The organism is Agathobacter sp. LCP21S3_B2 (assembly GCF_052118705.1).
Taxonomy (GTDB): Bacteria; Bacillota; Clostridia; order Lachnospirales; family Lachnospiraceae; genus Roseburia.
Genome location: NZ_JBQKGQ010000007.1, coordinates 1 through 24,526, shown reverse-complemented (window position 1 = coordinate 24,526; position 24,526 = coordinate 1). Strand labels below are relative to the sequence as shown.

23 protein-coding genes are annotated in these 24,526 nt (G+C 43.3%); 1 reads left to right on the top strand and 22 read right to left on the bottom strand.

The genetic code is table 11. The annotated features are described in order from the left end of the window. Positions 1-69: 69 nt before the first annotated feature. The gene (locus ACTQ1L_RS06515; RefSeq protein WP_321111335.1) at positions 70-360 is read left to right on the top strand and encodes a helix-turn-helix domain-containing protein; all 291 of its coding nucleotides are present in this window, start codon (positions 70-72) and stop codon (positions 358-360) included. A 376-nt stretch (positions 361-736) separates the two neighbouring features. On the opposite strand, the gene glgX is transcribed toward ACTQ1L_RS06515, so the two are convergent. The 22 genes from glgX to ACTQ1L_RS06405 all read right to left on the bottom strand — a co-directional run bounded on the left by glgX (position 737) and on the right by ACTQ1L_RS06405 (position 24,138). Further along, positions 737-2,869, bottom strand: coding sequence for a glycogen debranching protein GlgX (gene glgX, locus ACTQ1L_RS06510; protein WP_441366086.1), 2,133 nt, complete (start codon positions 2,867-2,869; stop codon positions 737-739). A gap of 129 nt (positions 2,870-2,998) precedes the next feature. After that, positions 2,999-4,213 carry a CapA family protein gene (locus ACTQ1L_RS06505; RefSeq protein ID WP_441366085.1) on the bottom strand — a complete coding sequence of 405 codons (1,215 nt, stop codon included), beginning with the start codon at positions 4,211-4,213 and terminating at the stop codon, positions 2,999-3,001. A gap of 18 nt (positions 4,214-4,231) precedes the next feature. Further along, the gene (locus ACTQ1L_RS06500; protein WP_441366083.1) at positions 4,232-5,029 is read right to left on the bottom strand and encodes a class I SAM-dependent methyltransferase; all 798 of its coding nucleotides are present in this window, start codon (positions 5,027-5,029) and stop codon (positions 4,232-4,234) included. Between the two features lie 17 nt (positions 5,030-5,046). Further along, on the bottom strand, positions 5,047-5,415 hold the full coding sequence (locus ACTQ1L_RS06495) for an ArsR/SmtB family transcription factor (protein ID WP_012743722.1): 369 nt from the start codon (positions 5,413-5,415) through the stop codon (positions 5,047-5,049). 600 nt (positions 5,416-6,015) lie between these two features. After that, a complete protein-coding gene (locus ACTQ1L_RS06490) occupies positions 6,016-7,899 on the bottom strand; it encodes a heavy metal translocating P-type ATPase (protein WP_441366081.1) in 1,884 nt (627 codons plus the stop codon). Between the two features lie 96 nt (positions 7,900-7,995). After that, on the bottom strand, positions 7,996-8,214 hold the full coding sequence (locus tag ACTQ1L_RS06485; protein ID WP_441366080.1) for a cation transporter: 219 nt from the start codon (positions 8,212-8,214) through the stop codon (positions 7,996-7,998). 185 nt (positions 8,215-8,399) lie between these two features. After that, positions 8,400-8,597 (bottom strand): hypothetical protein, encoded by a 198-nt coding sequence (locus ACTQ1L_RS06480; RefSeq protein WP_055223291.1) that lies wholly within the window; start codon positions 8,595-8,597, stop codon positions 8,400-8,402. Between the two features lie 153 nt (positions 8,598-8,750). Beyond that, a complete protein-coding gene (thrH, locus tag ACTQ1L_RS06475; RefSeq protein ID WP_012743726.1) occupies positions 8,751-9,350 on the bottom strand; it encodes a bifunctional phosphoserine phosphatase/homoserine phosphotransferase ThrH in 600 nt (199 codons plus the stop codon). A 197-nt stretch (positions 9,351-9,547) separates the two neighbouring features. Beyond that, complete coding sequence (locus tag ACTQ1L_RS06470) at positions 9,548-10,216, bottom strand: HD domain-containing protein (RefSeq protein WP_441366079.1); 669 nt, start codon at positions 10,214-10,216, stop codon at positions 9,548-9,550. A gap of 140 nt (positions 10,217-10,356) precedes the next feature. Continuing rightward, on the bottom strand, positions 10,357-11,124 hold the full coding sequence (gene trpA / locus ACTQ1L_RS06465) for a tryptophan synthase subunit alpha (protein WP_441366077.1): 768 nt from the start codon (positions 11,122-11,124) through the stop codon (positions 10,357-10,359). After that, the gene (gene trpB / locus ACTQ1L_RS06460) at positions 11,117-12,307 is read right to left on the bottom strand and encodes a tryptophan synthase subunit beta (RefSeq protein ID WP_441366076.1); all 1,191 of its coding nucleotides are present in this window, start codon (positions 12,305-12,307) and stop codon (positions 11,117-11,119) included. Before trpB ends, trpA begins: the two co-directional genes overlap by 8 nt. Before the next feature lie 98 nt (positions 12,308-12,405). Beyond that, on the bottom strand, positions 12,406-13,194 hold the full coding sequence (gene trpC, locus ACTQ1L_RS06455; protein WP_441366074.1) for an indole-3-glycerol phosphate synthase TrpC: 789 nt from the start codon (positions 13,192-13,194) through the stop codon (positions 12,406-12,408). Between the two features lie 26 nt (positions 13,195-13,220). Beyond that, positions 13,221-14,237: an anthranilate phosphoribosyltransferase gene (trpD, locus tag ACTQ1L_RS06450; protein WP_441366072.1), complete on the bottom strand. Its 1,017-nt coding sequence runs from the start codon at positions 14,235-14,237 to the stop codon at positions 13,221-13,223. Between the two features lie 120 nt (positions 14,238-14,357). Next, entirely contained in the window at positions 14,358-14,924 is a 567-nt protein-coding gene (locus ACTQ1L_RS06445) for an anthranilate synthase component II (RefSeq protein ID WP_012743734.1), read from the bottom strand. Next, positions 14,921-16,387, bottom strand: coding sequence for an anthranilate synthase component I (gene trpE / locus ACTQ1L_RS06440; protein ID WP_441366071.1), 1,467 nt, complete (start codon positions 16,385-16,387; stop codon positions 14,921-14,923). The genes ACTQ1L_RS06445 and trpE overlap by 4 nt, the downstream gene beginning before the upstream one ends. A 596-nt stretch (positions 16,388-16,983) precedes the next feature. Then, entirely contained in the window at positions 16,984-17,280 is a 297-nt protein-coding gene (locus tag ACTQ1L_RS06435) for a PDDEXK nuclease domain-containing protein (protein ID WP_441366069.1), read from the bottom strand. A gap of 906 nt (positions 17,281-18,186) precedes the next feature. After that, positions 18,187-18,657 (bottom strand): GNAT family N-acetyltransferase, encoded by a 471-nt coding sequence (locus ACTQ1L_RS06430; protein WP_118326971.1) that lies wholly within the window; start codon positions 18,655-18,657, stop codon positions 18,187-18,189. A gap of 185 nt (positions 18,658-18,842) precedes the next feature. Next, on the bottom strand, positions 18,843-19,754 hold the full coding sequence (locus ACTQ1L_RS06425; protein ID WP_441366067.1) for a hypothetical protein: 912 nt from the start codon (positions 19,752-19,754) through the stop codon (positions 18,843-18,845). Between the two features lie 486 nt (positions 19,755-20,240). Continuing rightward, positions 20,241-21,167 (bottom strand): SufB/SufD family protein, encoded by a 927-nt coding sequence (locus ACTQ1L_RS06420; protein ID WP_109258729.1) that lies wholly within the window; start codon positions 21,165-21,167, stop codon positions 20,241-20,243. Position 21,168: 1 nt separating this feature from the next. Beyond that, positions 21,169-21,903, bottom strand: a complete 735-nt coding sequence (locus ACTQ1L_RS06415; RefSeq protein ID WP_441366065.1) for an ABC transporter ATP-binding protein — start codon at positions 21,901-21,903, stop codon at positions 21,169-21,171. Positions 21,904-22,371: 468 nt separating this feature from the next. Further along, positions 22,372-22,680: a thioredoxin gene (gene trxA, locus ACTQ1L_RS06410; RefSeq protein ID WP_441366063.1), complete on the bottom strand. Its 309-nt coding sequence runs from the start codon at positions 22,678-22,680 to the stop codon at positions 22,372-22,374. Positions 22,681-22,884: 204 nt separating this feature from the next. Then, positions 22,885-24,138: an aminopeptidase P N-terminal domain-containing protein gene (locus tag ACTQ1L_RS06405; RefSeq protein WP_306783262.1), complete on the bottom strand. Its 1,254-nt coding sequence runs from the start codon at positions 24,136-24,138 to the stop codon at positions 22,885-22,887. Positions 24,139-24,526: the final 388 nt, after the last annotated feature.

Genomic DNA, 24,526 nt, shown 5'->3' with positions numbered 1-24,526 from the left:
TTTGTAATATTGTCTTATTTTAAAAGAACTATAACGCGTTTCGCGCTTTTTAGGTGCTATACGCACTTCATGGGCTACAATCAGCTCATGAGAGAATTACATAAACCATTAACCAAAAAGGAATTATCAAAAATCCATGAAACACTTCCGGAAAGACTTGACTACCTGATGAGACTTCACGCTTTGACCAATAAGTCTCTTGCCGAAATCTTATGCTGCTCTGAATCAGCCATATCAGGCTACCGAACCGGCAGACGGACACCGGACTATCTGATTATATGCAATTTGTGCACAGTTTTCGGTGTCACTCCCGATTATCTTCTCGGATTCATCGACGAAATTTGTCCAACTCACAACTGATTATGTGATATATACAAGGCCTTCCGGTATCACTTCACAACCATCACCGGCTGCTGCCACAACTGTCACATAAAATATATTAAAATGAAAGGAGGAATGTTACTGTCTAAGCCAAAACAGTAACGAAAAACAGCCCGGTGCACATATCACAATGTGTGCCGGGCTGTTTTTACTATATATATGATATGAGGGGCAAAAACTATTTTGCCCCTCATTTATGATTAATCAGATTACTACATGCTACGTATTCCCGTAATCTGACTACACCTCGAAATCCGCAAATTTCCTGCGTCCTCGTAGCAAATTGCTACTTTCTCGGTGTAGTGCGGGTCAATAAGGTATACATCGAATTGTATGCAGGCCGCAGATTTTATTGTTATTCTGCCACAAGTATTATCGTGGTCCTCGCAGGAACTCTTATGGTGTTGACACCCAAAAGCTCTGTCTTTGCCGTGAAGTCCTCTCCGTCAAAATACTCTGCATTGGTGTTGGTGTCCACATGCCAGTGTTTTCCGTTCGGAAGCACCGGAAGCTGCGTCACAAGTGGCTCCCAATATGCATTCATGCAATAGAATACAATATCATCCTCCGTGTCCTCCTCATTTCTTCCGGCATACATGATGCCGATAAGCTTTGTCTTGTAATCCGTTGAGGCATTGAACGGTGTACCGTTGTGCACACTGATTTCCGGGAACTGGCAGGATGAAGGCTTTGTCATCTTTCTGAGTATAGGATGCTCTTTCCTGAACTGAATCATATGACGCACGAAATCATGGATTTCCTTGAATTCCTCAAGCCTGCTCCAGTCGAGCCATGAAATGATATTGTCCTGACAATACGCATTGTTGTTTCCAAACTGGGTGTTGCAGAACTCATCGCCCGCAAAAAACATTGCCGGACCACGGCTGCACAAAAGCGCTGCAAATGCATTCTTTATAAGGCGCCTTCTAAGTCCGTTTACATTTGGATCGTCTGTCTCACCCTCTGCGCCACAGTTCCAGCTATGTCCGTTGTTGTCTCCGTCTGTGTTATTCCAGCCGTTTTTCTCATTGTGCTTTTCATTGTATGAATAAAGATCATACAGTGTAAAGCCATCATGACAGGTCATGAAATTGACTGATGCCTTGTGTCCTCTGCTCTCCGGGCTGTAAAGGTCGCGTGAGCCGGTGATACGTGCGATGGCATTTCCCGCCATACCGTCATCGCCCTTTAAAAAGCTTCTCATGTCATCCCTGTATCTGCCGTTCCACTCAGCCCATCTGTTCCATGACGGGAAACTTCCCACCTGATACAGTCCGCCTGCATCCCAGGCCTCTGCGATGAGCTTCATCTTGCCAAGTACCGGGTCGAATGCCAGCGACTCAAGAATCGGCGGATTGGCCATAGGTGCACCGTTTTGGTCTCTTCCGAGAATGGAAGCCAGGTCAAATCTGAAGCCATCCACTCTGTACTCAATGGCCCAGTGTCTCAGACAGTCTATGATAAAGCTGCGCACAACAGGATGATTACAGTTCATAACGTTTCCACAGCCACTGAAATTGTAGTAGTGTGCATCCGGTGTCAGCATATAGTACACGTTATTGTCTATTCCCTTGAAGGAGAAGCACGGTCCCATCTCATTTCCCTCAGCGGTATGGTTGAACACCACATCAAGAATGACCTCTATGCCATTTTCCTTTAAAGCCTTTATCAGCGATTTCAGCTCATCTCCCTCGTGGTTGTGCTCCTCGTTGAAGGCATAGCTGGTATTCGGTGCAAAAAATGATACTGTGTTGTAGCCCCAGTAATTGTAAAGCTGCACACCATCGACCACTCTCGCGCTCTCCATCTCATCAAACTCAAAAATCGGCATGAGCTCCACTGCATTTATTCCAAGGTCCTTAAGATACGGAATCTTTTCCTTCAAACCGGCAAATGTGCCCGGTGCGCTGACTCCAGAGGACTTATCCTTTGTATAGCCCCTCACATGTGTCTCATAAATCACAAGATCCTCAAAGGGCTGCTCAAGCTGCTTTATGTTGCCCCAGTCAAAGCTGCTTTTTACAACTCTGGCTCTGTACTCAAAATCCTTGCCACCCTCCGGCTTTTCTCCCCATTTTCGCTGTCCAGTGACCGCTCTGGAATATGGGTCTAAAAGGACATTTTCCTCGTTAAACAAAAGTCCCTTTGCCGGCTCATAAGGTCCGTCAAATGAAAATGCATACTCAAATTCATCCGGCTTTATGTCGTAAACTAGCATGGAGTAGGTATCTCCTATCCTATATGAATCAGGAAACGGAATCCTCGCATACGGCTTTGGTGCCTGTGGCTTGAACAATAAAAGAGTGCACCTTGTTGCTCCATGGGAATTGATGGTAAAGCTCACTCCGTTCGATGCCACGCACGCTCCGTACATTCTGAAAAAGCCCGGACGTATCTTAAATCCCTCTACCACATCAAGCGGCTGCAGGCCTGTATTTACTACATCCTCATGCTTTTCTTCTTTACTGCGCTCTCTCCACATATACATATTGCTCTTTGCTCCCTTACTATATTTGTATGATGGTACATGCCATTTGTTGCATGACTGCTTTTTATCTTAATTCGTTAAAAATCGTAACTAATCTGTTCAGTACCTTCACAGTTGCAAAATCTGCTATTAATTTACATGCAGATTTCCAAGCTCATCAATCTCTATATTACTACAATTTTGTGAATATGTGTTCATTAAACTGCATATCTCCTGAGCTTTTTCGCCAGAAGCCACTGTCGGTCTGAAATCATTGTATGCGCTCGTGCTGCTTAAGGTGCATGGAATAATCTGCGCTTCTATGCCCGGCTGCAATTCACCGTTTATCAGAGTAAATGCCTGCTGATAAATTGCCGTATTCTTGTCTGCCGGATTTTTATTGCCTCCGAAGCAGAAATTTCCAAGGCTGTAGCATATCATTTTGCCGTTATAGACCTCCATCCCCTGCAGTACATGAGGGTGGTTTCCGACTACCAGGTCTGCTCCCCAGTCGATGATACGGTGTGCCGCCGCCTGCTGATAGTCATTAGGGTAATGGTCACCCTCTATGCCCCAGTGGCAGCATGCGATAACTATCGCCGCTCCCTGCTCGCGAAGCTGCGCTATACCGTTTTGGATATATGCCTCTCGGTCACCGTTTTGTGACAAAAGGCTGACCGACACTATTCCAATCCTTGTCCCATCAGCAGTCTCATAAATACCGGTATGATCATTGAAGCCGTACACTATCCCGGCATTATCGAGCACATTTCTCGTATCGTCCAGTCCCGCCTGACCATAGTCGTATGTGTGATTGTTTCCAAGACTGCAGGCCTCGATGGAGCTGCCCGTCATAATTCCAATGTACTCAGGCTTTCCCTTAAGGTTCCAGCGCTTTTCGACGCGCTCCGTGGCATCCGACAGCACACACTCCAGATTGATGAGTGTCATATCGTCAGCCTCAAAAATATCTCTCACGCCGCCGAAAAAGTAGTCCTGTCCCTTTGAGTCATAATAAGAATTAAAGCTGCCGTCATAGCTTTGCTCCTGATTGTTGCCGAGTGTACAGTCTCCTGTAGCCGTAATCACTATGGTTGACATCTGTGGCTGCTGTGTATCCGCTTCTGTTGCCTCAGCTTCGGCTGCATCAGACTGTGTATTCGCTGTGCCTTCTGCCATACTGTCAACTGCGTTATCCCCTGCTTTTCCGGCATCCGATGTGTCTTTAACTACATCCACACCATTCCGGTTAGAGGCTTCCTTTATATTATCTCCAATATATTCTTTTCCTATGAGTGCTCCCGCCATAATGATGCATAAAACCAAAAGCACAGATAATAGAATTTTTAATCCCTTGTTTTTCATAATTTCTCCTCATATTCCTCACACCCTTAGAATGTCAACCGTGTGCGCACTTGCTCCCATCAGGTCTGCTCTCTCACATGTTGAAAGATGATACTGTACAAACATATCAAACTCTTCCTCGTCAAGAGCATTCAAAAATGGCCTGATATAATTTGCCGCGCCATCGGCTGCTATTATCTTTTCGCGTGTAAGCGCTGCCTGTGCGTTTAATGCCTCTATATCTTCTAATCGGACAAAACTGTACAAATCATTAGCTTTTTCTGTACAATGGAAGCTCTCATCGAGCATTCCGCCCTCTATGCCCTCTTTTATATGCTTCTCCTTTATGGCATAGGTTATCACGCTGTACTCATTCATAATGTATGCTACAAGTATGTAACCGCCCGGTTTTGTCACTCTTTTTGCCTCATTCAATGCGGTAAGCTTTTCCTCCGCCGATTTAAGATGATACATAGGTCCGAATACGAGTGTGAGGTCAAATTCATCGTTTCCAAACTTTTTAAGCCTTGTGGCATTGCCCTGGTATGCCTTTACTTTATCGCTCTTTTGCTTCAGTCTGCCGAGGTTATGCTTAACTAACTCGAGTGCTGTCACATCATAGCCTTCCTCGGCAAGAGGCACTGAATATCTGCCTGTTCCCGCACCTACATCCAGTATTTTGATTTGTGAGTGAAGATCAAGCTGCTTCTCATTCATCAGGCTGCCAAGACAATCGTGTATATACTTCATGGAGGTGATAAACTCTACCCTGCCGTGACGGCTGTTCAGGCGCTTTTCCTCGTTGAATTTGTTATAGTATTCTTCTAATTCTGTCACGTATATTCCTCCCTGTATTATTCCTCGATATGCTCACGTCCCTGCGCAATGATTGTGCGCACATGTCCGTCGGCAAGTGAATAAAACACTGATTTGCCCTCACGTCTGCTGTTTACAAGCTTGTTTGCCTTTAATATCCTAAGCTGGTGTGATATGGCGGACTGTGTCATGTTGAGCACCTTTGCAAGGTCGCAGACGCATACCTCCGCTTCAAACAACACAAAGAGGATTCTGATACGGGTGGAATCGCCAAATACCTTAAAAAGCTCTGCAAGGTCGTAGAGCTCGGTTTCCTCCGGCATTGTATCATTTACTATTTTCAGAAGGTCTTCGTGGATTTCGTTGCAGTCGCAGCATTCTATCTGTTCATTTATGTTTTCGCTCATGGTGGTGTCCTTTCTACGTTATTCTTTCATTATTTTTGCGTTATTTTTACTTTATTGGCTATGGGGCGGGTGCTTGCAGAAATTGCATGTGCCCTCGCTCAGTATTTCGATATTAAGACTCTGTAGGAATTATGATTTAGGTTTTGGCTATAGGACGCAACCGGCTTTTAGCGCCGTCCGTGGCGCTAACGCCTTGTCCGTGCGTCCATGCACGGACATTGCTGCGTTGTGACATAATTCCAACAGACTCTAAATATCTCCATATTCGCGATGTCTCATGCAATTTCTGCAAGCCCCCTTAGGTTTTGGCTCATTGAAGGGTGTTGACGCGTCGTATTGGCGGGAGCGTAACTGCTCAGTGCCTTCGCAGTTACGGGGCTGGTCCGGATGCGTGTAAGGGCACTGCAGGAATTTACTTAGCTTTTGTTTATTAGCTATTGCCGTTTAATTGTCTTTTGTTACTGTCACACTTTCGTGTGAACAGTAACTTCTTTTATTATACGCGAAAGACAGAGTGCACCTCTTGGGTGCATTCTGTCTGGTATTTTTTATATAGTAGTTTCATCATGCTTTGATATCTGCTTTTTGGGCTCTATGCATTTAGAGCTTGTGTACGAATAATGCGCGGATTGCATTTAGCACTGCGATCACCATTACTCCTACATCTGCAAATATTGCGAGCCACATATTGGCTATTCCGACTGCTCCGAGCACGAGGCAGATCAGCTTGATGCCTATTGCGAAGTATGTGTTTTCATATACTATTCGCAGGCATTTGCGCGATATTTTTATTGCTTTTGCTATCTTTAGCGGATCATCATCCATGAGGACGATATCTGCGGCTTCGATTGCTGCATCTGAGCCCATGGCGCCCATTGCAATTCCGATATCTGCTCTTGAGAGCACCGGTGCATCGTTGATTCCGTCTCCGACGAAGGCGAGCTTTTCTTTGCTGCCCTTTCTTGCAAGCAGTTCTTCTACCTTTGCCACTTTATCGCCCGGTAAAAGCTCACTGTAGACTTCATCAATTCCCAGCTCTGCCGCTACTGAGTCGGCTACTGTCCTTGAATCGCCTGTAAGCATTATTGTACCTTTTATTCCGGCTTTTTTCAATGCCTTTATTGCTGCCGCTGAGGTTGGCTTTATCTTATCTGAGATAAGGATATAGCCCTCATATCTGCCGTCTATTGCGATATGGACTATGGTGCCGACCTTGTCAGTTTCACTGTAGCTTAAGCCCAGCTTTTTCATAAGCTTATAGTTTCCTGCCGCTACAGATACGCCATCTACCTTTGCAGTGATTCCGTGGCCACTGATTTCCTCAACGTCTGTCACGCGGGTTCTGTCGATTTCCTTTCCATATGCCTTCTGTAAGCTCCTGCTGATTGGATGCGATGAGCTGCTCTCTGCAAGTGCTGCGTACTCGAGCACCTTTTTTCTATCGAGCGTATTGTCGTAGACTCCTGCCACCTCGAAAACGCCCTCTGTCATGGTGCCGGTCTTGTCAAATACAACGTATCTGGTCTGTGATAAGGTCTCAAGATAGTTTGAGCCCTTTACAAGAACACCCTCGCGGCTGGCGCCTCCGATTCCTGCAAAAAAGCTGAGCGGAATACTGATGACCAGCGCGCACGGACAGCTTATTACAAGGAAGGTAAGTGCCCTGTATATCCAGCTGCCCCACTGTGGTGCGGCTGACATGAAAAGTATTCTGACAAGCGGTGGCAGTATCGCAAGTGCAAGTGCACTGTAGCAGACTGCCGGAGTGTAATACCTGGCAAATTTTGATATGAAGTTTTCTGATTTTGATTTCTTTGAGCTTGAATTTTCAACGAGGTCAAGTATCTTTGAAACCGTTGATTCGCCAAACTCTTTGGTGGTTTTAATCTTTAAAACACCGGACATATTGATGCATCCGCTGATTATCTCATCACCGCATTTTGCATCCCTCGGCACGCTCTCACCTGTAAGCACGCTGGTGTTTAATGTAGATGAACCCTCAACTATCACGCCATCAATAGGAACCTTTTCTCCGGGCTGTACCACGATTACTGAGCCGATAGCAACCTCATCAGGGTCAACCCGGGTGAGCTTTCCGTCCACCTCAATATTGGCATAGTCGGGTCTGATGTCCATGAGCTCGCTGATATTCTTACGGCTCTTTCCGACTGCATAGCTCTGAAACAGCTCTCCTATCTGGTAGAAGAGCATAACGGCTATAGCCTCTGTATAGTCACCATTCTCATAAAGTGCAACCGCTATCGCACCTACAGTGGCAACCGCCATCAGGAAGTTTTCATCAAATACCTGCTTGTTTTTGATTCCCTTAAATGCTTTTTTCAGGATATCGTATCCTATAACCAGATAAGGCACCATGTAAAGCAGGAACCTGATAATTCCCTTAACCGGTATGAAATGTAATATAATCATGAGTACCGCTGCGATTATGATACGCGCAAGTACTTTTTTCTGCTTTTTATTCATACGCCATAGCTCCATTCATTATAATCTCTTAATAATCACCCTTACTATAGCGCAGGCATTGAAATAATATCGTTTGTCATTCCTGCGCCCGGCAATTTATAAGAAAATCTCGCAGTCGTCCTCTACCTTTTTACAGTTCTTAAGAACCTCCTGCATAACAGCCTTTGCATCCTGTCCCTCTTCAAACTCAACGCTCATCTTGAGTGTCATGAAATTGACTGTAGCATCCTTTACACCTGCTGTATTCTTTGCGGCATCCTCCATCTTGTTGGCGCAGTTAGCGCAGTCTACATCGATTTTGTAAGTCTTCCTCATAGTGGTGTTCTCCTTATTTTCATGAATTATTTGTTTTACTGTACGTTTTTTATTGAACATATGAATGATTGTTCATATGTTGATTTTATTATAGCACCTTTTGCACGGTTGTCAATACACAATGTGCATCTACACAAAATTTATTCACATACTCTAATCACATAATTAATCTCATAGTTTATGATTCAGGCTTCATCTGTGATATTTTCTTTCCAGCTGCTTCCCTCTTCTATCCCATTTGCCGTAAGCCATTCATCCTCAACCTCTACATGACGCTGTCTGCCGTTTTCGTCCTCGAGATAAACCACGCATTTTGCTTTTGCGCCGTCTGCTCTTTCCTCACAGCCAAAATCAGCCTCATATATGTGTGTTACCGTATACATCTTCACTCTACCTTCTTTCATATGATTTTGCATGACATAAATATATAGAAACTTCCCACATGTACAGGTGGATGTATCCACTCCAAAATATCATGTGGGAAGCTGTTTATCAACTATATTTATTACTTTCCGAACAAATAATTATCCGGTTTATTATAATGCTGCTTTAATCGCTGCAAGCAGCTCATCATATGTCTCATATGCAGGAAGCTCAGGGTAGTCCTTCTTGATGGCATCTGTGCTTCTGAAAAGGAAACCTGCCTTGCTGGCCTGTATCATACCTAAATCGTTGTGGCTGTCACCGCTTGCGATGGTATCGTATCCGATAGACTGCAGTGCCTTTACAGTTGTAAGCTTTGACTGCTCACATCTCATTCTAAAGCCTGTAATCTCGCCATCTTCAGCAACCTCAAGCTCGTTACAAAAGATTGTCGGCCAGCCGAGCTTCTTCATGAGCGGACCTGCAAACTGTGAAAATGTATCACTGATGATGATTACCTGTGTGATTGAACGAAGCTCATCCAAAAACTCCTTTGCGCCAGGCATTGGATCTATCTTTGCGATTGTCTCCTGGATTTCTTTTAATCCGAGTCCGTGCTCCTTTAAAATATTTATTCTATAGTTCATGAGCTTATCATAATCAGGCTCATCTCTTGTTGTCTTTTCAAGCTCAGGAATGCCTGTCTCCTTTGCAAATGCAATCCAGATTTCAGGTACCAATACTCCCTCAAGGTCTAAGCATACAATATTCATTTTGATTCCTCCGTGTGTTTTATTCTGTGGATTTCGATGAAGCTCAATATAATTGTCATGTAACAATTCGAGCCACCTTGAATAATTACATTTGATTTATAGTTCACCGATTTAATCCAATAAAGTATATCATACAAGACGACTGTCTACAATAGAATTATACGTGATTTTTCAAAGGATTTTTCAGTAAATCATTATTACCGTCCATTACGCTCGCCGGCTTTTGCACACGCACCGGCTTCCACAGAGAAGACGCCCTCATCATCTATGATGTTTCCGCTCTCAACATGCTTTTTCAGTATATTGTTAAACGCATAATCCCATATTTTCTCTGAGCCAAGTGCTGTGCACTTATTTCTGCCGAGTATCTGCGACAGCTTTACACTGTGCTCACGCCATGAAAGCCCGCCCGATGCATCGTTTAGGAGCATTGGCTGGATATTGTCCATGGTGTGGGCAAATCTGGCTTCCGGTGTCTGCTGCGCCTCAAATTCCTCCCACAGCTTTAAAAGCGGCTCGCCCTGTTCCTTTGGCAAGAGTCCGTATATACGCTCCGCTGCCTTCTGCTCACGCTCATGCTGTGTGGCCTTGCCTGCCTCATCATAGGCATATGTGTCTCCTGCGTCAATCTCTACTATGTCGTGTATCAAAAGCATTCCTACTGTCTTTAGCACGTCTATCTTCTCATTGGCATACTCGCTCAAGAGCATGGTCATGATAGCCATATGCCAGGCATGCTCCGCATCATTTTCCTTGCGGCTTGCATCGGCTAAATAAGTCTGGCGGAATATCTCTTTTTCCTTGTCGATTTCTCTGATGAAATCAAGCTGTTTTTCTAATCTTTTGTCTTTCTCATTTTCCTGCATTATTGTATCTCCACGTTAATTCTCATCATATTTGCAAATCTGCATCTTTTTACTATTATGATTAAAGGGTCAAAATACCTTTTGACCCTCATATCACTATTATGAATTAACCAATAATTTTGTCAAGCGGTCAATACAAATTACAGCGCATCCTTCATTGCTTTAACATACTCACCGACATACTTTGGTGAAGCCTCACCATACTCATCGATTATCTTGATGATGGCAGAGCCCACAATGGCACCATCCGAGATATCAGCCATCTTCTTTGCCTGCTTGGGTGTTGAAATACCAAAGCCTATAGCACATGGCACATCTGTGTTTTCTCTGATTACCTTGACTATTGAAGCCAAATCTGTCTTAATCTCGCTTCTTGTACCGGTGACTCCGAGGCTTGAAATCACATAAATGAAGCCGGTTGCCTCCTTTGCTATCATCGCAATGCGATCCTTTGATGTAGGTGCGATAAATGAAATAAGGTCCACATCATATTTCTCGCAGAGTGGTAAAAACTCTTCCTTTTCCTCATATGGGATATCCGGCAGAATGAGTCCGTCAATGCCTATTTCCTTACATGTACTGATAAAATTTTCTGCGCCGTAAGAGTAAACCACGTTTGCATATGTCATGAAAACCATAGGAATTGTGACATCTTTTCTCAAATCTCTCACAAGGTCAAAAACCTTGTCTGTTGTAACTCCGGCTGCAAGCGCCTTTATGTTGGCGCCCTGGATTACAGGTCCCTCTGCTGTAGGATCAGAGAATGGAATTCCAAGCTCTATAAGGTCTGCTCCGTTTGCAACTGCTTCTCTTACGATTTTTGCAGTTGTCTCTAAATTTGGATCACCACAGGTGATAAATGGTATAAATGCCTTGCCGTTTTCAAACGCACTTCTTATCTTACTCATAAATATTCTCCCCTCTGTATCTTGCTATTGCCGCGCAGTCCTTGTCTCCTCTGCCTGAAACAGTAACAACGATTATCTTGTCCTTGTCCATTGTAGGCGCCAGCTTCATGGCATATGCCACTGCATGTGAGGACTCGATTGCAGGGATGATTCCCTCTGTCTTTGCGAGGTATTCAAAAGCATTTACCGCTTCATCATCTGTTACCGGTACATATTTTGCTCTTCCGATATCGTGCAGATATGCGTGCTCCGGTCCGACTCCCGGATAGTCAAGTCCTGCAGAAATTGAATAAACCGGAGCAATCTGTCCGTATTTATCCTGACAGAAATATGACTTCATGCCGTGGAAGATACCAAGACGGCCTGTATTTACTGTAGCTGCAGTCTCAAAGGTATCTATTCCTCTTCCTGCTGCCTCGCAGCCGATGAGCTCAACTCCCTCATCCTCTATGAAGTTGTAAAAGCTTCCAATGGCATTTGAGCCGCCGCCCACACATGCGATAACCGCATCAGGCAGTCTGTGCTCCCTTTCAAGCATCTGCTCCTTGATTTCCTTTGAGATGACCGCCTGGAAATCTCTTACGATGGTAGGGAACGGATGTGGTCCCATAACTGAGCCAAGGCAGTAATGTGTGTCTGAAATTCTCTTGGTCCACTCTCTCATTGCCTCCGATACGGCATCCTTTAACGTGGCTGTGCCTGATGTAACAGGGATAACCTCTGCTCCGAGCAGACGCATGCGGTATACATTGAGCGCCTGACGCTTTGTGTCCTCCTCGCCCATGAATACAACACATTCCATACCCATAAGGGCTGCGGCCGTTGCTGTTGCCACGCCGTGCTGACCGGCTCCGGTCTCAGCTATCAGTCGGGTTTTGCCCATTTTCTTTGCAAGAAGTGCCTGACCTAATACGTTGTTGATCTTGTGGGCTCCTGTATGGTTTAAATCCTCTCTCTTAAGGTATATTTTTGCTCCTCCGAGATCCTTTGTCATCTTTTCTGCGTAGTACAGTCTCGATGGTCTTCCTGCATAATCGTTGAGAAGCTCTGTAAGCTCTCTGTTAAATTCAGGATCGTTTTTGTAATAATTGTATGCTTCTTCTAATTCTTTAACGGCATTCATGAGGGTTTCAGGAATGTACTGTCCTCCGTGAATACCAAATCTTCCGTTTGGATTTGTCATGATGTTTTCCCTTCTGATGTATATTTGTAAATATTTTGTTTTCTGTACTGAATAGTTACAGATATTCTTAAAACCATGAAGATACTTATATATCTCTATTAGCTTAATCGCAATTCATCAAGCTTAGCCTTTTTGTCGTCCGCTCTCATCAGCGTCTCTCCGATAAGCACTGCGTCAGCTCCGATTTCACGTATTGCCCTGATATCGTCTGTGCTCTTTACACCACTTTCCGATACAAATATGATGTCATCGGGAATCAGGTCGCGCAGCTTTTTGCTGTTAGCTGTATCAACTGTAAAATCCTTCAGATTGCGGTTGTTGACACCTATTATTCTGGCACCGGCTCTTACCGCCATCCCTGCCTCTTTTTCATTGTGTATCTCCACAAGGGCGCTTATGCCAAGGCTGTCACAGATTTTTATGTATTCACCAAGCTGCACATCTGACAGTATAGAGCAGATTAAAAGCACCGCAGCGGCACTGAGTGTCTTTGCCTGATATATCTGATATTCATCGACCGTAAAATCTTTTCGGATGCACGGAATCGAAACCGTTTTTGCAATCTCCTTAAGATACTCATCCGAGCCTAAAAACCACTTTGGCTCTGTCAGTACCGAGATGCAATCCGCACCTGCCTCCTCGTATTCCCTTGCAATTTCAAGATATCTGAAATCCGGCTCTATAAGCCCCTTTGACGGCGAAGCCTTCTTGCACTCGCATATGAAGCTCAAGCCATCCTTTTTGAGTGCTTTTTCAAATGCAAAATCACAAAGCTTTTCGTTTTTCGTCTGAGTCGCGATATTTTTTATTTCATCAAGGCTTATTTTTTTCTTGTCCTCTGCCACGCGAAGCCTTGAATATTCTGCAAGCTGGTCTAAAATATTCATCGCTTATCCTTTCCTGTTTTATGTGCCTAGCTGTTGCTTACCTCGATGAGCTTATCGAGTGTTTCAAGTGCTTTTCCTGAATCAATGATTTCTGCTGCAAGCTCGATACCATCTTTCATGCTGTCGGCCTTTCCTCCTATATAAAGTGATGCGCCTGCGTTCATGAGTACTGCATTTCTCTTATGACCCTTCTGTCCGCTTAAGATATCACGTACGATTTTTGCATTTTCCTCAGGTGTACCGCCTTTTAAATCCTCCTTTGTACAGCGCTCAAAACCGAAATCCTCCGGTGAGATTACTGTGCTTCTGAACCATCCGTCCTTTATCTCGCATACCTTGGTCGGTGCGCTCATGGAAATCTCATCGAGCTTATCCATGCCATATACTACCATTCCGCGCTTTACTCCGAGGCTTACAAGCACCTGTGCAAGCGGCTCTACAAGATACTCATCATACACTCCCAGAAGCTGCATGGCCGGTGAACCCGGATTTGTGAGCGGTCCTAAAATATTGAATACTGTTCTAAAACCAAGCTCTTTTCTGATAGGTCCGACATATTTCATTGATGTATGATATTTCTGTGCAAAGAAGAAGCACATGCCGACTTTATTTAAAAGCTCTACACATTTCTCAGGGCTCTGGTCTATATTGACGCCGAGTGCCTCAAGGCAGTCTGCTGTGCCGCATAATGAAGAGGCTGCCCTGTTTCCGTGCTTTGCCACCTTCATGCCACCTGCTGCTGCAACAAGTGCTGAGGTTGTTGAAATGTTGAAGCTCTGTGCATTGTCTCCGCCTGTTCCTACGATTTCGAACACATCCATACCTGTTTTCACCTGTACCGCATGCTCTCTCATGGCTGCTGCACAGCCTGCGATTTCGTCTGTTGTCTCAGCCTTTGCGCTCTTTGTGGAAAGAGCTGCAAGAAAAGCTGCATTCTGGGTTGGTGTTGTCTCACCGCCCATGATCTCATTCATCACTGCATATGCCTCGTCATATGTGAGGTCTTCTTTATTTACGATTTTTACTATGGCTTCTTTTATCATGATTATGTCCTCCTGTATTCCGATGATATTTCGTTTATAATTTTGTTTATGATTTTATTCTGCTATTTGTTTTCAATTCAACAACTAATATATAAATTCATTAAACGCTGCAATTTTCAATTAAGCTTTGATAAAATTACTAAGCATCTGCTTTCCGTCCGGTGTCATGATTGACTCCGGGTGAAACTGCACACCGTATATCGGATATTCCTTGTGCTCAACAGCCATGATCTCACCATCATCTGTAGTGGCTGTAATCTTTAGGCAATCAGGCATTGTGTCCGCATCTGCAGCAAGCGAATGGTAACGTGCTACCTTTGCTTTTTTGGGGCAACCCTTGAATAAAAGGCTTTCTGTGTCAAACGATACATCCGATTGCTTTCCGTGCATGAGCTCCTTTGCATATGTAACTGTCGCACCGTATGCTGCACATATTGCCTGATGGCCGAGGCACACGCCAAGGATTGGGATTTCCTTTCCAAGCTCCTTTGCCACAGCTATTATCACGCCCGCATCCTCAGGCCTTCCCGGTCCCGGTGATAATATGATGCGGTCAGGCTTTAAAGCCCTAATCTCTTCAACTGTCATCTCATCATTTCTGATTACTCTGATATCAGGCTCTATCTCGCCGATTAGCTGATACAGATTGTAGGAAAAGCTGTCGTAGTTATCAATCAGTAAAATCATTCTTCCACCTCCTGTGAGACTTCTAGTGCCTTAAGAGAAGCCTTTGCCTTGTTTATGCACTCCTGAAATTCCTTCTCAGGATCTGAATCCGCAACGATTCCCGCTCCGCTTCTCACGAAAACCTTGCCGTTTTTCTTGTAGGCAATACGGATTGCAATACATGTGTCCATATTTCCTGTAAAATCTATATATCCAATCGCGCCACCGTAAATGCCTCGCTTGTTGTCCTCAAGCTCTCCGATAAGCTGACACGCTCTGATTTTTGGTGCTCCTGAAAGTGTTCCTGCCGGGAGCACGGCCTCAATTGCATCGAGTGCGTCATACTCTTCTCTTATCTCTCCACGCACTGTCGAGCCTATATGCATCACATGTGAATATCGCTCTATGGAATGAAGCTTTTCTACCTGTACACTTCCGAATTTACTTACCTTTCCGAGGTCATTTCTTCCAAGGTCCACCAGCATATTGTGCTCTGCGAGCTCTTTTTCGTCCTTAAGCAGCCCTTCCTCAAGCTTTTTGTCCTCCTCTGCTGTGGCACCTCTCGGCCTCGTGCCTGCCAGCGGGAATGTGTGAAGCACTCCATTTTCAAGCTTCACAAGTGTCTCCGGAGATGCTCCCGCAACCTCCACATCGGTTCCCGAAAAATAAAACATGTACGGCGAAGGATTTATCGTTCGAAGCACGCGGTAGGTATCAAAAAGGCTTCCCTCAAACGGTGCGCTCAATCTGTTGGATAAAACTATCTGAAAAATATCCCCCTCTTTGATATGTTGCTTTGCCTTCTCGACCATCTCACAATACTGCTCCTTATCAAAAAGCGGTGTGACCTCGCCCAGCAGCTTGCCACCCATATTCTGTTTTTTCTCTCCGTGCATCAGAAGCTCCCTAAGCTGCTTTAGCTCAACAATCGCTTTGTTGTAGCCTGTTTCCGGAGCATCAAGTGACATATTTGCGATTAGTATTATCTTTTGGCACAGATTGTCAAATGCTATTACCTTATCAAAAAGCATCAGATCAACATCCTTGAAATCCTCTGTGTCCCTTGCTTTTCCTCTGATGCTTTTCTCCTTGTAGCCCAGATAATCATACGAAAAATAACCTACAAGGCCACCTGTAAACGAAGGCAGATAATCAAATTTAGGACTCTTGTACTCTGAAAGAATCTGTCTGATGTACTCTGAAGGATTTTCCGTCTCCACCGAAAGCTTTCCAAGTTTCATGTGACCATCTATGCAGTTAATCTCAAGCTTTGGATCATATCCCAAAAATGTATATCTTCCCCAGGCTTCATTGGCCTGTGCTGATTCAAGCAGATAACAATGTGTTGAAACATTCTGCAAAATCCTCATAGCCTCTATAGGTGTGATAAAATCTGATAATATCTCACAGCTTACAGGGAGAATGTCATACTTCCCGGTTTTTGCTATTTCTTTAACTTCGGTCAGTGTAGGTGAAATTTTCATATGCTTACCTCCAAATTTTGTGTTTGTGTGAACAAAACGTCCAACATACAGCTTTCATTTTTTGCGGTGAACAAACGTCCAACATACAGCTCGAATTCGCCTCTTCGAGGCTTCTGTGCAGCTTGCACTGCTACAATTCTCGCTTTATGTTGTGCAGTCCAATGTTCGTTCGCAAGCTTGCATGCGAGCATGCAGACTTGCAAACTCCATTGTACCTCTTTGTTCACTAAAAAACGCCCCTGACAGAATTTTAGTTCTGTCAAGGACGAATAATCTTAACTATCCGCGGTGCCACCTTGAATTCACGATAAAGCTCGTGCGCTTGGCAGGATACCAACATATCCCGGACAAATGACGTATGCCCTCACGTCGCAGAATACTCTGGATATCTGGATGAAAAATAAATCCATTTGACTGCGCCCTCAGCGGTCCATTTGACAACTTGTTTCACACCTGATTCTCAGCACCACAGGCTCTCTGTAAGGGCATCATTGCCGTTATCTCCGCTTCAACGGTTTACAATTTATTTAATTGTGCAAACTTTTATACTGTTTGAATTTCTTTAACGATTTAATGCTTTATCTCGCTAAATTTGTTTAAAGTTTATCACTCCTTTTTGTATTTGTCAACATACATTTTAAAATAAATTGTATGTTTAAAGGACCAACAACTACATAACAGCAAAGCTTAATATGATAAAAAAGCATATCTATTTTTCTTGTTTTAACAGCGACGATAATCTCTTTCTGTCTTACTATAAAGGCAAACCCTAATCCATGCTCTAACAAGAAGCATGTAATATTCTGCTCTAATGCATCTTCCAACTCTTCCTCATCATATCCTACAGAAAGTGATACAAAACCGAAATCATAAGCATCTTTTACTGTTTCCACATGATGTCTCCATAGTACAAATCCGAAATTGCTGGAAATTCATTTTGTAAATAGAGACTTAACTGCTCTACAATTCCTTTTCCCATTTTTCTTCAAAAGCGGAGATTATGGTCTCCATTTGTTTGAAAGCACGATGTAAATATAAAAAACAGGCTTTATTTTTGAGCTGTTTTGGGGTTTATACTGATTTCAGCTACTATTTGCCTGGTCTTTTCCGGATATTTTGCTGGGTTTTGGGTGCTGTTTTTGGGATTTCTGCAGTTTCAGCTACTTTTTGTCTGGTCTTTTCCGGATATTTTGCTGGGTTTTGGGTGCTGTTTTTGGGATTTCTGCAGTTTCAGCTACTATTTGCCTGGTCTTTTCCGGATATTTTGCTGGGTTTTGGGTGCTGTTTTTGGGATTTCTGCAGTTTCAGCTACTTTTTCTCGGATTTTCCCAGGCTTTTGGGCTGGATTTGGGTGCTGTTTTTGAAGTTTTAGAGATTACAGCTCCCCAAGTCCTTCCTACTATGCTATCAACCTATGGCTATTGAACATTATGCTAATTTAGTCCTACTTTCTTAATAAAATCTATTAAATTGCCACCTCACTCGGATGCACGGACCACAGCTCAGGTCATGACTCCTGAATTGCTTGTGCTGTGTTCGAATTTCGGTTTGATTTGTCAGTGTGGCCTTATCATATACCGATTTATACTTTCCTAATAACTCAGATCCTGCAATACTTGTCATAGTTTCATGTATATGCAGATAACGTGGATGGCATTATGTGGCATAATAGTATCCTGGCTTTCATATCACAAGCCTTTTATTCTACTCTATCAACTTCAAGATCCTCTGCGCTCTAATCAATCAAAAACACCGACTAATCTAAAGTCTGATTTTAGATTAGTCGGCATTCTGGTTTTCTATAAAATATACTCCATCTGGCGTTCCTTTGTCTTAAGCCCCATCTTCTCATAAAATTTCTCAGCAGATGTGTTTCCGCTCCATACATTGAGAGTGACCTCGTAGCAGCCGAGATGCTTTGCCTCATTCTTGACATATTCAAAAAGCTGCTCTCCGATATGCTGTCCTCTGGTCTTTGCATCTACACACAGATCATCTATGAAAAGTGATGTAAACGGCACCATATTGTTAGAAAACGGCTGCTGTCTTATCTGACAGAATGCATATCCCATGCATACATCGTCATCATCTGCCGCAACATATATCGGCTTTGTATCGTCCTTTATCATTTCTGCAAGCTCTTCATTTGTATATTTTGTCGTTCCCGGGATAAAAATATCCGGTCTGATATCGGCATGGATCTGAAGCACCTGCTCTAACAATTCTATAAGTCTTGGTATGTCTTTTTCTTGTGCTCTTCTAATATTCATTTTTGAGAATCATCCTTCCTGTTATCGTTAATGTATAGCAAATTGCTACTTTCTCGGTGTAGTGCAGGTCAAAATGTATACATCGAATTGCATGCAGGCATGCATCGATGATACCTTTTGACCCTTTAATCATATTATTTACATTATAATGCAAATAATCTTAAAAAAATAATAGTTTTTATATTTCAAAATAAATCCAGCATATTATCGAGATAAATGTGCTCTCTGACATGTATCTGATACTGTGGCTTCGTCATATAGTAGAGCAGAAATTCAAGTACCATGGCACTTCCAAGCCCTCTGCCCTCTATTTTAAAATTGCTAAAGCCCATCGGCAGATAAGTGTTTTTTATATCATCTATTCCGATAAAGCCGGGATTTTCCATCGCCTTCGAAAAGAGATATCCCTGCCCCGCATCAGGTGCAGTGCAATAATGCTCCGGGCAATCCTCGCCCAGATTTTTGCGGCTAACCGTCTCGTAGCATTTCTTCCTGTCCATGCAGCCAAACCAGCAGCACTCATTGCACAAAAATTCTACTTTATCCTTTTGATGCTGTGATAATGCTTTCAGTTTATCAAATGATTTGTTCAGCCTGAAATCCGGTACTACATAGCGGAATTCCTCTCTGTTTAGCTCATTTTCAAATTCACAGAAATCCGTCAGAACCTTTGTGGTTGAAGACACAAAATAAAAGTCATGGTAGTTTTCTTTTATGTAATCAAGCAGAATATCTGAGTAGATGATTATGCCGTTTCCAAAGCCCCTGCTTCGCTCATTATCTCCGCCTATATCAAATATCCTGCACAGTTCGTTACATTTTTTGTCAGGAAGATGCTCCTTTGTAAGCAATGAATTGCTAAAGGTAAGTCTCGCGGATATCCCATATTCCTGCATCAGCCTAAGCACTTCCTTCGAATCGTGCTCACCAAAACCAACGCGGCCTCCGCCCCATATGCAGTCTGCCGGTGCACCGTATATTGAGCCTATGTCGCACCAGTCATAGAAATATTCCCGGTGCTTGCGGTACAGTGGGAGAAATTCTTTGTATAATTCATAAAATTCAAACAATCCCGGTAGATGATAATACGCTTTCATTTTGACTCCTTATTTTAATCCGTACCAGACTCTCAACAGACTCTAGTACAGCGAAAATTAAGTTGTTGATACATTGAGCGAGGATGCGGTTTCGAGAGTGCATGTCAAAAAACGCAGGCGTAGCGGGCTACGTCAAGGCTTTTTGGCATGTGCTATCGGAATCGCAGACCGGTCAATATATCAATTACTTATTATTCGCTGTACTAGTATACTTCTCCCAAATGTAAGTGTAAATGGATTTTGCATATCGGTCTCCCATTTTTACTGTTGTTTACTGTTTTAATTTTATTTTACTGTTGTTTACTGTTTATGTCAAAATTACAAGTTTATGCTAATTTGCATTTTTGTAGTAACCGGTTGCCGTTGTAAAATAGCTACTGGTCACACTGTTAGGCGTGAACAGTAACATAAAATAAACCCCGGAGCGTATTGTATGCTTTGATAGCATATCAATATCACACTCCGGGGTTTCTATTTACGCCTGATTTAGTTTAAGAAATTCTGTATGATAACTTCCTCTGCCTCTTCCTCTGTAAGCCCGAGTGTACGGAGCTTGAGAAGCTGCTCGTCGTTTATCCTGCCGATTGCTGCCTCATGTATGATAGCCGCATCGATATTTTTTGCCCTGATTTCAGGGATTGAACCGACCTCTGCATGATCCATGATGATAGAATCACACTGGATATGAGCCTGGCATTTGCTGTTGCCGATGGCATTTGGATGGAAGGTCTGGACAGAATTTCCTTTTCCTACGGATCTGGAAATAATCTGCGCAGAGCTGTCCTCTCCGTTTAACTGCACCTCGATGTTCGACTCCGCCTTCTGCTCTCCATCTGTCATGAGACGCTCTGTGACATAGAGCTTTGCGTCCTTTCCAAGCTCCACATTGGTCTCACGGACTGTAGAATCAACACCCTTTATCTGTGCTGTATCGAGTGTGAAAACAGAATTCTCACCCACAAATATATTTGTTACAGGGTTGAGCACTCTCGCACCTGTTCCGTTTCCCTCGCCGTAGTGCTTTTCCTCATATCGGACATTCGCATTTTTGCCTACATGGAAGGTATGGATGCCGTCGTGTCTGCTCTCGTTGCAGCCGCTGTTGTGGATTCCGCAGCCTGCCACAATCCTTACATCTGCGCCATCCTCCACATAGAAATCGTTGTATACAAGGTCTGTCATGCCTGATTTGCTGAGCACTACAGGGATATAGACAGCCTCTCCGTCCGTCTTTCCATCAATATAAATATCAATGCCGGGCTTGTCCGTCTTTTTCTTTATCTTGATGTGCTCGCTGTCTCCATGGCAGATTGATGTGCCGTTTTCACGCAGATTAAAGGCACCGGTCTGACTGAATTTATTATCATTTATGACGTCCAATACGCCCTCTGTTACGTTGTCAAGCTTTACCATATTATGCTCTTCCCTCCAGTCTCTCTACGCATTTGTGACATTTCTGTACACCATTGAGATAAGGCAGTACCTCGTCCTTTATGCCGATTTTCTTGATTTCTCCGCCATCAATTATCATGATGCGGTCTGCCATATTTATGATTTTCTCCTGATGTGAAATCACTATGAGGCTCTGCTTTTTCTCAGTATGGATTTCCTCGAATTTCTGTATGAGCATTGAAAAGCTCCACAGATCGATTCCGGCCTCCGGCTCGTCAAATATACAAAGCGAATGCTCCTTGGCAAGCACTGATGCAATCTCAATTCTCTTCATCTCTCCACCTGAGAGTGTGCTGTCAATCTGGCGGTAAATGTAATCCTTTGCACAGAGTCCTACTGCGGTGAGAAGGTCACAGCACTCCTTATCTGAAAGCTCATCCTTTGCGGCAAGCTTAAGCAGCTTCATGACTGTCATTCCCTTAAATCTCGGTGGTTGCTGGAATGCAAAGCCTATTCCCGCATTTGCCCTGTGATTGATGTCGAGCTCTGTGATATCCTGTCCGTCAAGTATAATCTTTCCGCTGTCCGGTGTCTGAATACCTATCAGGGTCTTTGCCAGAGTGGATTTTCCACCTCCGTTTGGTCCGGTAATGACAAGCATTTCTCCGTCCTCTACCTGAAATGATATATTGTTCAGAAGGCATTTCTTTCCGCCCTCATCATCTACGTTTAAAGTTAAGTTTTCTGCTTTAAGCACGATTTTCACCTCATTTTTATTTATGATACAGCATAAAATCCTTCTCCTGCTGTTCTTATTACTTTTTCCGTTTACCGTTCACATTCACACATTAGTATGCCCGGCAATGATTACAGTATAACATAATAGTAAACGTTTACAAGGTATAAACTCTCTGGTACTCGCTAAAATACATACCTGGTACGCATAAACGCTTTGCTTATCTATTAAGAAAAATGCCAAAGAACAGATTACAGGAAACCGGTTTTATTCTCGATACATTCATTGCCGGACCACTTGTTAGATTCATCTTTGGAAAAATCTTCCGGGAGAACTAATTTAAATGTAAAAAATGTAAAACCGGGCACGATATCCTGCCCGGTTTACACTATCCATAATAACTGTTAAGCATCACACCTTGCATATTCACATAAAAGCTCATTGCAGGTATCTTCTCGCTTCTTAGAAAGCTTCATAAAACGCTTTGTCTTAGAAAACTCCGTCTATAAAGCCCTTCATCTCATCCTTAGACACAAGACCAATCTGCTGACCGGCAACCTGACCGCCCTTGATTGCAATAACTGCCGGAATATTCATTATACGATACTCTCCTGCCAGATCAGGATTCTCGTCCACATCAATATTGTAAAACTCCACATCTGTGATTTCATCAGAAAGCTGCTCCATTACCGGCGCAAGCATCTTGCATGGACCGCACCACTCTGCCGAAAAATCAACAATGATAGCCTTATTATTTTTAACCTGTTCAAATTCACTGCTATTAATCTTCTTTACCATAGTTGTTCTCCTTTCATCTGTCGAACGAATTATTTTTGTTGTACCTATACAGCAATAAAAAATAACTGCTGTACTAGTACACCGAATAAGAAATAACAATGCATCAGAAACTTATTATTCGATGTACTAACACTACTATAATACATAAATCAGATTATGTCACATAAAAATATTATAAACCGCAAAATTTATCATTTATCACGATTAATTCTTTTTGTGCTCTGCCATGTAGGCCTCTATATCCTCCGTGGTTCTGATGATATCCTCCGACAGACACACTGCACCATCCTCGGTGATAAGCACATCATCCTCAATCCTGATACCTATTTCCCATTCATCTATATACAGTCCCGGCTCGTCACTGATGATTGCACCCGGACGAAGCCTGCTGTTTGAGTCAACTGTCACGTCATGCACATCAATTCCCAGATGGTGTGACACGCCATGCATGTAATACTTAGAAATCTCTACAGAATTCTTTATCAGTCCAAGCTTCATAAGCCCGTCTGCAAGCACATCCTTACATACTTCATTTAATTCCTTTGTAGTCATTCCCGGCTTTGCAACCTCGACAATCTTTCGGTTTGCGGCAAGCACGATATCATAAACCTGTTTCTGGCGCTCGGTGAACCTGCCATTTACCGGATATGTTCTCGTAATATCCGAATTGTAGCCATCGATTCTGGCTCCAAGGTCAAGAAGCACCAATGTTCCATCCTCCATCGTCTCACGATTTGTGTCATAATGAAGCATGGTTCCATTCATTCCGCTTCCTGCGATTGTAGGGAAAGCTGTCCACTCTGCACCGCCACGTCTTATGATATATTCAAAATCTGCCTGTGCCTGATATTCCTTCATGCCCGGCTTTAAATTGGCCATCACATTGCAAAGTCCGTCCTTTGTTAGAGCGATTGCCTTTTTGGTCAGCTCAATCTCATCCTCATCCTTCTGCATACGCTCCTCTGCCACAAGTGGGAATAGATTCTTCACAGCAACTCCCGGATAATCTGTCTTAAATTCATTGGCTTTTACCACATTGTAATCCGGCAAATCCACTTTCTGATGACGGTACGTATCAAAATATGCTGTGTATACATCCTCACGCGTCATTATCCTGTCCAGTGTGCTCTCAAGCTCATAAATATATTCTACTTCATCAATTCCTGATATTTCCTCGGCTTCCTCCATAGTCACCTTTCTGCCGTACCAGCGCTCCATCGTAGGGTCTGCCTCCTCTATGAAGAGCATCGTCTTAGCAGGCTCTACACATTTATCCAGTACAAGGACCATGTTGTCACGTCTAAGTCCGGTCAGATAGAAGAAATTGCGGTTAGCCTGTGCTGTGAATAAATCATACTCATCTGCACTCACATGGTGCTCGATGCCTGAGTACAATATTGCTATAGAATTGTCCTCCATCTTGTCTAAAATTCTTTGTCTTCTGCTTTCAAAATCCATTTTGCTGCCTCTTATTCATTATTTGTAATGTCTGTCTTCAAAAATCGCTGACATTCATACGCCCTTACGTTATCACAATATGTGGATTTTTACAAGCTATTTGAACCCGCTAATACAGTCATAGGATGCCAATGTTGACTTTTAAAGGTCTCATTGCAGTATTAATCTATTTCTTCTTAAATATACACATATACTGTGTAGTCTTTCATAGGTACTACCTGAACTACCTTCGGAAACATAGACAAACACCTCCTGATAATCTGATGACAATAATATTCCTGAATTATTCACGGAATAACAGCATCAGCAGCTGAATTCCGCGCAGTTACTGTATTTTAATTGAATATTGCTTTTCACCTATTTAGTGAATAGAAAAAGACCACTATCT